At 68.8% G+C, this 13,787-nt stretch carries 13 protein-coding genes and 4 pseudogenes; 13 read left to right on the forward strand and 4 right to left on the reverse strand.

What is annotated here, in order from left to right; translation table 11 throughout:
* A partial coding sequence (locus ACFWI9_RS25585) for an ALF repeat-containing protein (protein ID WP_387165394.1) occupies positions 1-1,009 on the reverse strand: 1,009 nt, incomplete at its 3' end.
* Between the two features lie 318 nt (positions 1,010-1,327).
* On the opposite strand from ACFWI9_RS25585, the gene ACFWI9_RS25590 reads away from it, so the two are divergent.
* The 8 genes and pseudogenes from ACFWI9_RS25590 (at position 1,328) to ACFWI9_RS25625 (ending at position 7,025) form a co-directional block, all read left to right on the forward strand.
* Positions 1,328-1,534, forward strand: a complete 207-nt coding sequence (locus ACFWI9_RS25590; RefSeq protein WP_387165395.1) for a hypothetical protein — start codon at positions 1,328-1,330, stop codon at positions 1,532-1,534.
* A 187-nt stretch (positions 1,535-1,721) separates the two neighbouring features.
* Positions 1,722-1,955: pseudogene (locus tag ACFWI9_RS25595) on the forward strand (hypothetical protein); the annotation flags it as partial.
* A 228-nt stretch (positions 1,956-2,183) separates the two neighbouring features.
* Entirely contained in the window at positions 2,184-2,828 is a 645-nt protein-coding gene (locus ACFWI9_RS25600; RefSeq protein ID WP_387165396.1) for a LysE family translocator, read from the forward strand.
* Positions 2,829-2,931: 103 nt separating this feature from the next.
* Positions 2,932-3,227, forward strand: a pseudogene (locus ACFWI9_RS25605) (transposase); the annotation flags it as partial.
* 390 nt (positions 3,228-3,617) lie between these two features.
* On the forward strand, positions 3,618-4,463 hold the full coding sequence (locus tag ACFWI9_RS25610) for an SDR family oxidoreductase (protein WP_387165397.1): 846 nt from the start codon (positions 3,618-3,620) through the stop codon (positions 4,461-4,463).
* Between the two features lie 336 nt (positions 4,464-4,799).
* Positions 4,800-5,387, forward strand: a complete 588-nt coding sequence (locus ACFWI9_RS25615) for a hypothetical protein (protein ID WP_387165398.1) — start codon at positions 4,800-4,802, stop codon at positions 5,385-5,387.
* A gap of 182 nt (positions 5,388-5,569) precedes the next feature.
* Positions 5,570-6,685: a hypothetical protein gene (locus tag ACFWI9_RS25620; protein ID WP_387165399.1), complete on the forward strand. Its 1,116-nt coding sequence runs from the start codon at positions 5,570-5,572 to the stop codon at positions 6,683-6,685.
* An 85-nt stretch (positions 6,686-6,770) separates the two neighbouring features.
* The gene (locus ACFWI9_RS25625; protein ID WP_387165400.1) at positions 6,771-7,025 is read left to right on the forward strand and encodes a hypothetical protein; all 255 of its coding nucleotides are present in this window, start codon (positions 6,771-6,773) and stop codon (positions 7,023-7,025) included.
* 25 nt (positions 7,026-7,050) lie between these two features.
* Here the strand turns inward: ACFWI9_RS25625 and ACFWI9_RS25630 are convergent, their stop codons facing one another.
* Complete coding sequence (locus ACFWI9_RS25630) at positions 7,051-8,052, reverse strand: hypothetical protein (protein ID WP_387165413.1); 1,002 nt, start codon at positions 8,050-8,052, stop codon at positions 7,051-7,053.
* A 606-nt stretch (positions 8,053-8,658) separates the two neighbouring features.
* Between ACFWI9_RS25630 and ACFWI9_RS25635 the strand changes: the two genes are divergently transcribed.
* From ACFWI9_RS25635 to ACFWI9_RS25655, 5 genes and pseudogenes are all read left to right on the forward strand, one after another.
* Positions 8,659-8,997: a hypothetical protein gene (locus tag ACFWI9_RS25635; RefSeq protein WP_387165401.1), complete on the forward strand. Its 339-nt coding sequence runs from the start codon at positions 8,659-8,661 to the stop codon at positions 8,995-8,997.
* A gap of 7 nt (positions 8,998-9,004) precedes the next feature.
* Positions 9,005-9,453, forward strand: a pseudogene (locus ACFWI9_RS25640) (transposase family protein); the annotation flags it as partial.
* Positions 9,454-9,739: 286 nt separating this feature from the next.
* A complete protein-coding gene (locus ACFWI9_RS25645; RefSeq protein ID WP_387165402.1) occupies positions 9,740-10,060 on the forward strand; it encodes a hypothetical protein in 321 nt (106 codons plus the stop codon).
* A gap of 951 nt (positions 10,061-11,011) precedes the next feature.
* The gene (locus ACFWI9_RS25650) at positions 11,012-12,235 is read left to right on the forward strand and encodes a S8 family serine peptidase (protein ID WP_387165403.1); all 1,224 of its coding nucleotides are present in this window, start codon (positions 11,012-11,014) and stop codon (positions 12,233-12,235) included.
* A gap of 310 nt (positions 12,236-12,545) precedes the next feature.
* A pseudogene (locus ACFWI9_RS25655) lies at positions 12,546-12,761 on the forward strand (DEAD/DEAH box helicase family protein); the annotation flags it as partial.
* Between the two features lie 74 nt (positions 12,762-12,835).
* Here ACFWI9_RS25655 and ACFWI9_RS25660 read toward each other — a convergent pair.
* Together ACFWI9_RS25660 and ACFWI9_RS25665 are read right to left on the reverse strand one after the other, a co-directional pair.
* Positions 12,836-13,168 carry a hypothetical protein gene (locus ACFWI9_RS25660; protein ID WP_387165414.1) on the reverse strand — a complete coding sequence of 111 codons (333 nt, stop codon included), beginning with the start codon at positions 13,166-13,168 and terminating at the stop codon, positions 12,836-12,838.
* Between the two features lie 137 nt (positions 13,169-13,305).
* On the reverse strand, positions 13,306-13,485 hold the full coding sequence (locus ACFWI9_RS25665) for a DUF6381 family protein (protein WP_387165404.1): 180 nt from the start codon (positions 13,483-13,485) through the stop codon (positions 13,306-13,308).
* Between the last annotated feature and the right edge of the window lie 302 nt (positions 13,486-13,787).

Below are 13,787 nucleotides of genomic sequence, written 5' to 3' on the forward strand. Positions count from 1 at the left end.
GGGCCGCCACCGAACGCTGCGCGGCGGCCTGCGCCGTCCGCGAGGCCGACACCGCGGTCGCCGCGGCCGCGGCCGCACCCCTGGCCGCCTGCGCCGCCTTGTTCGCCGCCCTCGCCGAGCGCTGGACGTCCTGCTCGGCGGCCTCGGCCTCGGCCTTGGCCTCCAGCGCCGCCTCTTTCGCCTTCTCGGAAGCCTTGACCGCCTGCTCGGACAGCTCGACGGCCTCGTCGGTCTTCCGGCCGGCGCGCCGCCCCTCCGCCTCCACGACCTTGACCAATTGCTGGATCGTCGCCGTCTCTTCGTCACGCGCCCGGGCGATGTACTGGCCCGTCTCGAGGAACCACCGGATCGCCCTGGGAGACCCGTCGTCCAGTGCCCGCTTCGCGTACTCCCGCACCTGCGGTGACGCCGTCGTGAGGATGGACGTCACCTGCACACGCTCGTCCTCCTCGTGAGCGGTGAACTGCCCGCCGCTGAGGAAGGCGCGCAGGGCGAAGTCCGAATCGGCCTCGATCGCAGCGGATGCCTCACGTTTCACGGCACGGCCGCCGTGGGCCATGACCGTGGTCACGGCCACCTTGAGATCCTCGCGCACCGCGGGCTGGAAGCCGCCCTTGAGGAAGGTCTCGATCGCCGCCTCTCCGCCGGACAAAGCCCCGCCGATACCCTCGCGAGTCGCCCTGCCCGCCGAGACCAGGGACTGGGTGAGCGTGAACCTGTTGTCTTCGGCCCGGGCCGCGGGCAACTCCTCGTCGAGGAACCTCCTCACGTCCGCCGCGCTGCCCACCAGCGCCGCGGCCGCCGCGGTGCGGACCGCACGGCCGCCCGACCGGTGCGCCCAGACCACCTTGCCGCGGTCGGTGTCCGGCAGACCGGATCCCTCGGGCACCGAGTCGGTGCCGGCCCCGCTCGCCGCGTACGCGGGGCGGGTCAGGACCGTACAGTCGGGCAGCGCACAACCGGCCGCCACCCCGGCGAAAACGGTGAGCATCTGACGTCTGCTGAACATTTGTCGTGAACGCCGTGGCATCACGACTCCCTTCTACTGCGCTGATCCCGACCAGGACGTGCTCCCGGCCTTCGACGGACTGTCGTAGTCGGCGGTCCCCACCCGGTACACCGAGTCGGACTCCGTCAGGAAGCACTCCGAGCGGAGGGCCGGTCCTCACCCGCCCGCGCCAGGGCACCGGCGGCGGTCGCGGTGCCCAGAACGCGTGCCAAGGTGCTGCGTGGCTTCGTCAGTCCTGGAAGTCGAGAGTCGGCAAGGGCCGACAGGAGAAGCTCCCCACCGCCCCCTGCGGTTCAAGTTCCTTAATGGAAGCGGTGGTTGGCGGTCGAGTCCAATTCAGAAATCGGGCAGAAGTCGGGCAACCCCGGGGCATCTGTCGTGATGTGCATCACCCGCAGAAAGGGTTGTAGTGATCTTGATAAAGAATCGGTTCCGGTACGGCCTGAAGCGGTGACTGCGGCGACTCGTCTGGCCAATTCTCCGATCGCAGCGCTGGAGGTCCACACACCGGTCATCATCGACTGACGCGCCATCCCTCGGTCTGCGCGAAGTCGACCCACGGAGGAGCGCACCAGTCTGACGGCGTCGCCTTTCGAGGCGCCCAAGACCGTGTCCGCGGGCGACGTCCAGGAGCCGGAATGCCTGCGCGCGGCTGAGCCGAACTCCGTCTGGCAGTACGCCTCCCACGAAGCGAAGCCCAGAGGGATCCTGACGCGGGCGGCGTGTCGCGTCGCGGACCCGGGTGGCGAGCACCGCCACGGAGCCCCGGGCGTCGTACCGGGGCTACGACTTCGACAAGTACCGTCAGCTGCTGTGAAAGAGCGGCATCAAGCTCATAATCGCCCGGCGTGGCGTCGCCCACGGATCCGGTCTAGCCGATCTCCATCAGGGCCTGCTCGAACTGACCTGCAGCCCGATCTGCGTCCGATGTCGCCGCCCTGAGTGAGTAACCGAGACTTGTCCGGCCGACTACTCGGAGATCGCCAATGCGGTCACGGGAGAGTCGTTGAAGCTGTTGGTCGGCTGAAGTCAGGGTGCGTGGAGACGCCGATCGACAGGGCCGTATCCTGAGGCAGACGACGCAGGCACTGCCGATGCGTCGCAGCCACCTGACGCCGTAGTACGCCGCCCCCGCCGGGTGCCGGGTACCTGGTAAACGATCGGGAGTTGACCAGTGATCAGTTTGGCCGCAGTGGGCGGTGTGGCCCTGGTCGAACTGGGCATGGCTCTGACTCCGGGACCGAACATGATCTACCTCGCCTCCCGCGCGATTACCCAAGGTCGCAGGGCGGGTCTGGTCAGCCTGAGCGGGACCGCCGTGGGATTCGTGTGCTATCTGCTGGGCGCGGCCGCTGGTCTGTCCGCGCTGTTCGCCGCGGTGCCGCTTGCGTTCACGGTAGTCAAGCTCGCTGGGGCCGCCTACCTGGCCTACCTGGCCTGGAACATGCTCAGGCCAGGTGGCCGCTCACCCTTCGCTCCCGCCCAGGACCTGCCTGCGGTCTCCGACGCCCGCCTGTTCTCTATGGGGCTGCTGACCAACCTGCTCAACCCCAAGATCGCTCTCATGTACGCCGCTCTGCTGCCCCAGTTCATGGATCCTCAGGCGGGTCCGGCCTGGGCACAACTGCTGCAGCTCGGTGGTGTACAGATCATCGTGGGGATCTCCGTGAACGCTCTGATCATGCTGGGTGCAGCTCGGGTGTCGAGGTTCCTGGCTGCAAGGCCCCGGGTCATGACCGCTCAGCGTTTCGCGGCAGGTAGCTTGCTCGGTGTCTTCGCGCTGCGCACAGCCCTGTTCCGTACGCCTGTCTCGGCCTGAGCCATTGCAGGTGCACTGGTGAGACCGGTGTTCGCTGAGGCAGGCACGGCATCCACCGAGGAGTCGATATCAGCTGGATGTGATCGGGAACGAGAACCGAGGCGTTTTCGACCGGCTCAATGGCCTGTTGCATCGCCTGGTCCGCGAGACTGAAGGCCGGGGTGCCGAGCTCGGTGCCTGCGAGCTGGACGCGCAGAGCGTCAAGACCTCCGCCAATGTGCCTGCCGCAGGCCAAGGCGTCGACGCAGGAAAGTGGATCGCAGGTCGCAAGCGCTATGTCGGTGTCGATCCACTCGACCTCCTACTCACCATCTGGGTCACCGCGGCAAGCGTGTCGGAAACACCGGCGGCATCCAGGTACTGTCCCGCATCGCCGCCGAGAACCCCCACGTCACCAAGGACGACGCCACGGTGACGAGTGGGGTCTGGGGCGTGGGCCGGTTCCTCGCGGCGGTAACTCTGGCCATCCTCGGCCCCAGTCCTCTGCTCCCGGAGGAGCACGGCTACCGGGGTCGTCGCTCGGTCCTTTCGTTTGGATCTTGCCGGGCTCGCGTGCCCTGGCACCACGTCTCGCCGCGTTGTCGTCGGTCGGCATGGCTCCGCCATGACTCCTTCCTCCCAGCAGGGCGGTTGCCCCGGGCGCGACTCCGTCGGCCCTGACGGAGCGGCGAGGGGCGTCCCCCCTTCCGTGCTTCCGTCCTCCGCCAGACAGCCCTGTCCGTGGGAATGTTCAGGCGGCCGCGTCGACGTCTCTTGCTCAGGGAAATGTGACTCCCTACGCTGCGCACCATGACTCCCCCGGCGCGGCCCAAGCTCGCTTCGGCCCATGCAATCATCACTGGCGGATCTAGTGGGATAGGCCTCGCCACGGCGCATCTGCTGGTGAGCCGTGGAGCTGCCGTGTCCCTTGTCGCCCGTGGGCGCGAGCGGTTGGAGGCTGCGGCAGCCGAATTGCGATCCTCTGGCGGTACGGTGGCCTTTCGGACGGCAGACGTCTGCGACAAGGCCGCTGTGGAGACTGCTTTCACCGACCTGGAACGCGAGCTGGGAAAGCCGTGTGACGTGCTGGTGACCTCGGCTGGCGTCGCCCGTCCCGGGAACTTCCTCGACCTGCCGGACGAAGTGTTCCACGAGATGATGACGGTCGACTACTTTGGAACCCTGCACTGTATGCGCGCTGTTTTGCCAGGCATGACGCAACGCCGTCGGGGCAGTGTCGTGGCGGTCTCATCAGCGGCTGGACTCATGGGGATCTTCGGATACGGCGCTTACGGTCCGGCAAAATTCGCAGTGCGCGGCCTCATGGAATCCCTGCGCGCAGAAATGGCTCCGTACGGTGTGCACGTGGGAGTCGTGTTCCCGCCTGACGTGAACACACCTCAGCTCGTGGAGGAGAACCGCTGGAAGCCGGAGGAAACAAGGGCCATTGCGGGAACCATTCGCCCGCTGTCCCCCGAGCAGGTGGCAGCGGCGATCGTGGCGGGCATGGAGCGACGCCGCTTCGTCATCTGCCCGGACATCGGGACAAGGGTGCTGGCCCGTTGGGGAGGGGTGCTCGCTCCCGTCCTGAACGCCGAGTTCGATCGACGGGTGAGAAAGGTCCGGCGTCACAGGAGCCGGACCTGCACCGACTGAGCCGCGTGCCACGCCCCCTCCTGGGAAGCTGGTCAGGTAGCTGCGGGCTCAGGCTCGAAGGCGAAATGGATACCTGGTCATCCTCCGAGGGTAGAGGTGGCCCGCGGGGCGCCGGCCGCCGGTCGGCACACGGCCTGAAAGTCCGGCCGGCTGCGAGCTCGCCGTCGCGGCCGCGGAAGCGCGGGCAGATCGCAAGGTAGTACGCGCAGGGCTACGCCTGTCGGCGTCGGCCGTCATGCCCCGCACTGATCGGGGCGATTGAGGCATCATGCCCGAACTCCGGTCCTACGATGGACAGACGGCCCTTCCCGGGCCGTATGGGCTGGGGAGGCTGTCGTGACGTTACCGATGGGCGAGGTACCGCCGAACCGACCCGACTACCCGCCGAAGACCCCGCCACCGCCGAAACGCCCGGTCCAGGTGCCGCGCCCAGAGACCGGCCACGACCCGTCTGACGCCCAGAACGCTCTGCCAGAGGCTGGGCGCGGTCTGCTGCCGGGCCCGCGCACCACCGGAGTGGCCGTGCCGGACCGGGTACGGGCACGGATCGCGAACCGGCGGGTCGCGAACTGGGCCCTGGACGCCCGCCCATGGGCCGCTTCTTCGGCCGGCCCGAAGGCCGCCCGCCACGTCGCCGGACAGATCGAAGCATGGGGATACCGGCCTGCCCGCGCCGCGAAAGCCGCAGAGCTCACGGAGCGCCTCGTGGCCGCCGCCCTCAAGGACGGCGGGCGCCGTATCAGCGTCCACCTCGCTGACCAGAATCAGCAGGCCCTGATCCTCGTCCTCTCCCACCAAGCAGGCCCGCCTCCCGCAGACGACGAGCTGCTGACCGAGCTGGCCAACATCGGTGTCGTCTCCTGCGGAGTGGACACCGACCGCGACGGCGGCGGCCAACGCCGCTGGGCCCTCATCCAACTCTGACCTACGCCAGGTCTTCCCCCGCGACTCCTTGCGGGCTCCGCGCCAGCTCCAGCACGTCCCTCCTCGCCGGGCGGGCTTCAAAGCCGGGTTCGCGTGTAGCCCTCTGCCTCCGCTCTGACGTCGCCATATCGTTGGCCTGGATTGTTGCCGAAAGTGACAGATTTCGGGGAAGATCTCCCGCCGTGACCATCTTCCTCGCCGTCGTGCTCGGCGTACTCCTCGTCGTGCTCTACATCCTTTTCATCACCCCCCGCCGTATGGCCAACTGGGTCGGATGGCACTTCGTGGCATCCGCCTACCGCCTTCCGCCCCGTGAGCAGCTCGACCCGCAGCGCCCCGGCCCGCCCCCGCCGGCACACCGGACGAAGGAACGCCAGGCCGTCGCCAACGCTGCCTGGGGAGGGGACTGGAAGCCCGCCGAGCGGTACGTCCGGGCCGCAGGCGACAACTGGGACGAGCGCTGGGACCGGCTGGAGCTCCTGCAACAGGTCGCCCGGGAGGACGACGCCTGGCTCCACGCCTGGCGCGCCGCCGAGCCCCGGAACTGCGACGCAGCCACCCTTCACGCGAGCCTCATGGTCCACCGCGCCTGGGAGATCCGCGGCAGCGGGTACGCCCACGAGGTCATGACCTCGGACATGAACCGCTTCCGCGCCATGCTCCCGGCCGCGATCGAGGAGGCGCGGCAGGCCGCGCTGCTCGACCGCGCGAACCCCGGCCCCTGGGTCGTGATGGTCACGGCGGCGCGCGGAGCGCAGTACAGCCGCGCACAGTTCAAGCCGCTGTGGGAAGGGCTCGCCGCCCGCGCTCCCCACCACTACGAGGGGCACTGGCAGGCCCTGCAGTACTGGTGCGCGAAGTGGTTCGGCAGCGACCGGCGGATGATGCGGTTCGCCCGCCAGGCAGTCCGCAAGGCCCCGCCCGGCAGTCCGCTGGCCGGGATCTATCTCCACGCGCTGAACGAGCTCACCGAGCGGTCCGCCACCAACACGCTGGCCGTCACCCCGATGGCGAGGAGCGTGCTGAAGAAGATCGCCGCCTCGTTCAACCGGGTCGCGCCCGACGACGAGCGCCTGCCGGTCCTGCGCCACCTGCTGGCCCACTACATGCTCCGGTCGATGATGTACACGCCCGCCCTGGAGCAGTTCCGCCTGATCGGACCGTGGTGCGGGGCCCAGCCCTGGCGCAAGCACGGGGACCCAGTCACGGCCTTCGAAACGGCCCGCGGCACGGCCGCGAAGCTGTCCCGGACCCGTCCCACTCCGCCACCACAGCAGATCTACCAGATGGGCCGCTAGTGCCGCTGCAGGCAACGTTCCCCCTGCCCTGCCGGACGAGGCGGCGGCAGGCAAAGGTCGGATGCGGTCCGCGTAGTCTCGCGGGGTGCATTCTCATCTGAGCTTCGAGAACCCTCCGGCTCTGCCTCACGAGGTGGTGGTCGAGACGATGGAGCGGGCTCTGCGTGACCGCTCGACGGAGGGCGAGGCGGCGGGCGTCCTGGTCGGGACCGCGTTGAACGACGACGACGCGGAGTTCGTCGAGCGCCTCGTCACGGTCACCACCTTGGTGCCGCATGCCTCCGCCGCGCGCGGCAAACGCCTGGACGCTTTCGTGGTCCGCGCATGGTCCCGGTTTTGACTCGCCTCGCATTATGTTTGACGGGTCAGCATCCTCGGTCGTAGATCGCCCGTAGCCACGGTTCCCTGACGGCGGGTATCCGCGCGAGCGTGTACCGGAACGCCTCCCTGGACGGCTGGAACGGGTACCACGGGTGCGGCGGCAGCGGGTCGTCACGCTCGACGCCTGCCGGCAGCCCGCCGACCACCGGCAGCCTGGCCGGGTGGGGCGGGAAGGCGAGCTCGGCCCAGAGCGCGGCATCCATAGGTACCGGTACCGCCCCGGCACGCGGCTGCCACATGTCGCCGGTTTGCGGATGAACCGGCACCAGCACCAGGTCAGCGGTCGGCTCCCCGAACTCCGGTCCCGCCAGGTTCAGCCGCTTCGCGCCTTCCCCGGCGGGCAGCAGCGCGCCGAGTGCCCGGCCGAGGAGCTCCCCGACCGGTCCGGGCGCGACCTCGACCGGCGCGCCCCCGGCGGCCACCACCACCTGAGCGAGGGCCACGCCCGCCGGGATGTCCCGGTACGCACTCAGCCGGTGCCACAGCGCGCCGGTGGCCAGCAGTTCAGCCCAATCCATGATCGGCCGCTCCGGCGGGCCGGGCAGCCGCACCACTGCCTGCGGGAGGAGCCGGACGACCTGCCAGCACCCGCAGTCGTCCATCCGCGTTCCGACCGGCAGATCACAACCCAGACAGGCGAGGTTCGGCCCATCCCTCCCGTCGATCCCCATGCAGTAGCCCCCGGCCCGCTCGAGGATCAGCCTGGTGCCGCGCATGTCGCCGGGCGCGAGGAGGATTGTGTCCGACGGACCGTCGGACAGCGCGCCGAACGGTGCGAAGCACCCTCGCTCAGCCGCCTCGCGCGGCCCGACCTCGTCCCACTGCCGCGACGGCGGCCCGTACGGGGCGGGGTCGACGGCGTAGGACCCGGCTTCCAGCAGTGGCGGGTGCAGTGTCTCCCAGTGGGCGTCGACCAGGTGGATCGGCAATGCCACCTCCGACACCGCCGCCGTCAGGACCGCACCGCAACCCGCGCACCCGAACACAGCCAAGCCGTCCCCTCCCGCCCGTCGAAGCCCCTGCATCCCACCAAGCAGACGGACCGGGGAGCAAGGGGTTTTCAGGGGCGATGCCGTGCGGCGCGGGGGCGGGGCGCGGGCCGTCAGGCTCTGTTGGTAGTGAAACCGGTGCGGGCCGCAACCTGACTGAAGCTTGGGCTCCCCATGAATACCGGCGACCGGGTTGGTAGTTGCAAGGGGCGCGCGACCGTCAGCGTGGCGGCAACCCGGCCAGTAGCCGGGGCGTGCGCCCTGCCTTCCACCCCCAGGCCCGGCTCCGGTTGAAGCACATCAATCGCAGGCGCCCTTGCGCGCCCGCGCCTTCGAACCATCGGCCCCGGGCCGCACACGACGTCCGGTCACGCCTTCCGGTGAATCGCCAGGCCGCCCGCCTTCGTCCAGGTACGCAGTTGATCCCGAACCCCGCGCCTCCGCCCAGAGCACTGGTGGAGGTGCAGCATTCGGATGGTGCGGAATTCCTGCTGGAGGGCCGGTGAGCTAAAGGCTGTCCCGCAAAGGCTGGCTTGGGCCCGAACCAGGTGCTGAGCCGGATACTCGCGAGACTCCGACGCGAGGCTGTGACAGCCTGCGGACATGCCAGAGCTGCGCGTTCATGCAGACCGTCACTACGCCATCCAGTTCCACTACGCCTTGCCAGACGACGCATGGTGTGTGGAGCTGAGTGAAGCCGTCCCGGCACCGGCCGCGTGGGCTGAGATCCCCAACGCGGAAACACATCTGCCTGGAGCTGCCTTCCTGGTGGCGGTGATACCCGACGAGGACCCGGACCTGGAGCCGACCGTCCACATCCGCAGCCACGACGAGCACGTAATCCCCTACGAGATCACGCGCTGGTTCATGGAGCACGTGGCCGAGCAGGTTGAACGCTGCCGCATCGCGTTCGAGCAGGGAGAACCTGAAGCAGTGGAATGATCACGCATTGACTGGTGTGATCACGGCGTCGGAGCCCTCCTGGATAGCCCCGTTCTCCGGGTTGAGCCCACGACAGTTCAGCAAGCTGATCACGTCACTGCGCCGGGAAGGTGCCGAACCGGTCCGCAAGGGTCGGCCGTGGAGCCTGCACCTTGAGGATCGGGTCCTGCTGGTCGCGGCGTACTGGCGGACCAACCTGACCATGCGGCAGCTCGCCCCACTGTTCGGCGTCTCCAAGTCCGCGGCCGACCGCATCATCAACCAACTCGGGCCGTCGCTCGCCCTCCAGCAGCGCAAGCGGTACCGCAGGGATGCTGATCGTCGACGGCACCCTGGTCCCCACCGCGACCACAGCGTCGCCGAGCAGTCGAAGAACTACCGGTACTCCACCGCCACCAGGTCGTCATCGACGCCGGCACCCGGCTCGTCGTCGCCGTCGGCCGGCCGTTACCCGGGTGAGCTGAACCGGTCGGCCCCGTGTACGTGCGAAGTGACCACGGGGCCGACCAAGGGCATGCTGTCCTGTCACAGCGCCCACCCCGACGGTACGGGCTCACGCCGCCGGCGGCTCGTCGAGCGGGCAAACGTTCCCCGCGCACCGTGGGTAGCCGGTTCCCAGCCCCACGCCCCAGCCATCACGATATTCAACGCAGGGTGTCGAGCACAGCCTCAGACATGCGTGCGGTGCGACTTGCGCACCGTGGGCGCGGGCGGACGTTCGAATCGCGGCAGAATGCATTCATTGACCACAACGAGAACCCATGACGATGACGTCCCCCGTCTGAACGGCGACCCGCAGGAGCTCGCTTCCTTTATCGCTGCCCGCATCGCAGACGCTGAGCAGCAGGCGGACCGGATAGCGGTCCTGGAGGCAGCCGGCAGCGTCCTCGCGAAGGCGCTGTCCTCCGCACACCTGAGGGCCGAAGCCGCTGCCAAGAAGACGCCGCTGGACATGCATCCTGGCGCAACCGATCGGCGTGACCTGGGATACGACTTCTGCCCTGGGTGCGTGGGCCCCCGCGACACCATGTTGGCTCATGACAGCCATTGCCGCCGCAGTTAGTTCTGGCGTCCATCTGGCAGACCCATCCTGACTTCCCAGCGTGGGTTTTCACCGCACCCATCACGCAACATGACCACTCGGATCCCGAGCTGTAGATGGGTTGAGGTAGCGGAGAAGGTCGGCGCTGTGCAGTGCTGAGGCCCAGCGTACTAGCGTGTTTCACTCGAAACAGCATGAAACGGGTAGCAGTTGAACAGGCGGTGTAAAGGAGAACCGCCTGCCCACCCCTGTTGGAGTCGCGGTATGTGTCTAGGAAGGAGTTCGACCGAACCGCATCCTGACCGCCGACAGGCCAGACCAGCCCAGAGTCCCTGCGACGGCAACGGTGGCTCCCCAGGTACGGCGCGCCTGCGACCCCAGGCGGCTGCCCGCCTGCTTAGAGGCTCGACTGTGGCCGCGGTTCTACTCCCGTCTGCCTGGTTGCATGGACTTCAGCTTTGCGGCCCCGCGCCGTCACAACGGGTCGGCGCGAGCACGGCGGGCAGGAGTCGACACATGGCGACCGGCCAGGCGACCAGCAGTAGCGCGACCAGGCCGGGAAGGTTGTCCTCCAGGCCCTGGTCCCACAGATCAATCCGCGAGCTCGTCGAGGCAGCGGACGGGTTCTACTTTACGTGAGCACGAGGGCTCGGGTCGGGCACTCAGAATTGCCGCCCGGCCGGGGTGGTGCGGTCGGTCTGACGTCCCGGACAGGTCTCTCCGGGTGAGATCGTATGGGTTGGGCGTGAGCTGTACGGGTGGTTCATGTACGCCAACTGACGGCTCATCGGGTGACGCTCGGGCTGCTGTGCGGCTTCCCGACCGACAGTGGGCCGCACGGCGATCGCCGTGACGGGACGTGCGGACAGATGCCGACATTGCGACATGACGGGTAAGGCCGCCGACCCGGATGTCCGACGGCGGCAGCCCTCCAGGGATAGGGGGTCAGCCGTCCGATCCTGAAGGAGTGTCATGCGCGGTGTCCGCCCGATCCGGTCGCTGCTGACCGCGGGCCTCACGGTGGTGGGCCTGGCTTTCAACCCCCCGACCGCACCCGCCTTTGCGGCGCCCGCTGGTTCTCAGCCGAGCGGCCAGGCTGTCTGCACTCAACCGTCTGAGCCTGACCAGGCGGCCTGCCTGGCCACGGTTCGCACCGACTCGACGCCCATGTCCTCTGCCTCGCCGAACACGAAACCGCCCGGCTACGGTCCCCAGGACATCCGCAGCGCCTACGACCTTTCCCGCCTCCACGGCGGCGGCAGGACAGTGGCTATCACCGTCGCCTTCCACAACCCGAACCTGGAAAGCGACCTGGCCGTCTACCGCCGCCAATTCAAGCTCCCGCCTTGCACGAAGGCCAACGGCTGCCTCCGCCAGATCAACCAACGCGGCGGCCTTACTCCCCCGTCCGGCACCAACAGCGGCTGGGCACTGGAGTCCGCACTGGACGTCGACGCAGTGAGCGCGGCCTGCCCGGGCTGCCGGATCCTGGTCGTCGAATCCGACAACAACCTCCTCAGCAACCTACTCGCCGCGGTTGACCAAGCCGTCACGCAGGGCGCCAAGGTTGTCTCGAACAGCTGGGCCCTTACCGCCGGGGAAGTCCCGTTCGAGACTGTGTTCGATCACCATTTCAGTGACCATCCCGGCGTAGCCTTCACCTTCCCCGCGGGCAACGGCGGATACGGAACGACCTACCCGGCCGCCTCGCCCTTCGTCACCTCGGTGGGTGGCACATCCCTGAACCGAGCCCGCAACCGTCGCGGCTGGACCGAGAGCGCCTGGTCCCGCACCGGCTCCGGCTGCTCCCTCTACGAGCCCAAGCCGTCTTTCCAGCACGACCCGCTGTGTGCCAAGCGCACCATGAACGACGTCTCCGCGGTCGCCGACCCCACGACCGGCCTTGCGGTGTACAACACCTTCGGGTCGTTCGGCACCGGCTGGCGAATCGTCGGCGGCACCAGCCTGTCCACTGCACTGGTCGCCGCGATGTACGCCCTGGCCGGCAACCCCGCCTCCGGTACCTACCCCAACTCCTACCCCTACGCCCGCCCGCATGCCTTCAACGACATCACCACAGGGGCCAACGGCACCTGCGGCGGCACCTATCTGTGCACCGCCGGCCCCGGATACGACGGACCGACCGGGATTGGCACCCCGCGCGGTGTTGCCGGACTGAGTGGTCGGGCCTGGTAGAGATCGACGGGGTCACACCCTCACACCGTGCCCACACACCGCCCACCGGGACACGTGAGTCGAACAGACCGGCTCGCGCGTCCCGCAGTGGGCCCGCGGTGACGCGATCCGCCACCAGTTCGGTGTAGGCGCAGCCGCCGACCACCTCAACCGCCTGGCTCTGCGGCCTGAGTCTCTCGGTCGTCCTCGGGAGCCGTGGCACAGGATTCCTGCAGTACAGAGCGATGACGGGCTCGGCCGCCAGGCGTTCCAGGGCGAGCTGAATCGGCTGGCCGCTCCACCCGCACTGCGACGCGAGACGGTCCCGGCGTTGCATGGCTACCAGCAGCGGGAGGTCCTGCGGCTGATGGAGGCGCGACAGGCCGGCTCGCCCGGATACCTGTGGGCGCTGCCGACGGGTTCGGGGAAGACGGCGATGGCTGTGCGCGCGGTCTTCACGTGCGCGCAGCGGCCGTTGCAGAACATTCTCGTGGTGACGCGGCTGGCGGTGATTTCGTCCTGGCGTACGACGATCGACCGGTTCGCGGCGCGTCACCACCGCTGGGCGGCTTCAACCCCGAGCGGCTGTGGTTGCGCTTGTTGTCCTCCAGATCCCACAGATCAATTCGCGAGCAGCCTGCTCGATCTGGTCCGGCGTGAGCCCGGTCTCCAGAGCGAGCGCGTACAGGCTCCGTCCCCGCGGTGCGCGGCGAGAGCACGGGCGATCTTGCCCGCCCACAATTCGACATCGCGGTAGGGGCGGGCGCCTGCCGTCTTCATGAGTTCGGCGAGGTGCTCCGGCGAGCAGGCCGCCAGCGGCCGGTCTCCATCGCGGGTGGGATCGTCGGGGTGGACGAACGACGAATCCGGCACGTGCATACCCAGCGCCTCGCCCTCCGCTATGAGGGCGCGGGACTGGCCGCATCGTTCCAAAGGAGCTTGGTTGCGGTTCATTTCACCTGCCAGCCGGCGACCTGGAAGCACGTGCGGGTGGGGTGAGCGCCCAGCGTCTGGCGCCCACCCCACCCCACTCCGGCGCTGAGGCGCCCCTCTCACAGGGGTGCCCGGGCCGCTGCGTCAGGACCCGTCGGTCACACAGGGCCGAGGTCGTCTCCGCCGGCGTTGCCACGCCGCTCCATCTGCTCGCGAAGCTCACGGGCCTTCGCCATCAGGCGCTCACGCTCCTGAGGGTCCTGGGCACGCTTGGCAGCCTGCTCCATCTCCTGAACCTTCTGCCGCATCGGGTCGCGAGACTCGCCTGAAACGCTCATGATCACTCCTTTGTGACGGGGAATGCGGGCGTCCTCAGCGAAGCACTGCACGCAGCCCCCCGCACGGCATGCCAGGACGCGCCCCCCTTGGAGTGACAGGGGCGAGAGCAGAAGACGCCCAGCACCAAGCCAGCCCGAACCAGACGGCCAAACGGGTGATCCGCCCAACGGGCGGACGAGCGTCGTAAACGGCCATGCCTCCAGCGAACGCCCCCGGTTGTGGGCGCGTGACCCACCCCCCCGCAAACAACACCACCCACCACCCCCCCCCCCCCCCCCCCACAGGCGGGGCGGCCCAGCCG

Source organism: Streptomyces sp. NPDC127084 (genome assembly GCF_042724175.1).
Taxonomy (GTDB): Bacteria; Actinomycetota; Actinomycetes; order Streptomycetales; family Streptomycetaceae; genus Streptomyces.

Bases quoted from the DNA above. Each gene is read 5' to 3' on its own strand.
- ACFWI9_RS25610 (WP_387165397.1), top strand. From the start codon at position 3,618: ATGACTCCCCCGGCGCGGCCCAAGCTCGCTTCGGCCCATGCAATCATC.
- ACFWI9_RS25635 (WP_387165401.1), top strand. From the start codon at position 8,659: ATGCCAGAGCTGCGCGTTCATGCAGACCGTCACTACGCCATCCAGTTC.
- ACFWI9_RS25650 (WP_387165403.1), top strand. From the start codon at position 11,012: ATGCGCGGTGTCCGCCCGATCCGGTCGCTGCTGACCGCGGGCCTCACG.
- ACFWI9_RS25660 (WP_387165414.1), bottom strand. From the start codon at position 13,168: ATGAACCGCAACCAAGCTCCTTTGGAACGATGCGGCCAGTCCCGCGCC.
- ACFWI9_RS25665 (WP_387165404.1), bottom strand. From the start codon at position 13,485: ATGAGCGTTTCAGGCGAGTCTCGCGACCCGATGCGGCAGAAGGTTCAG.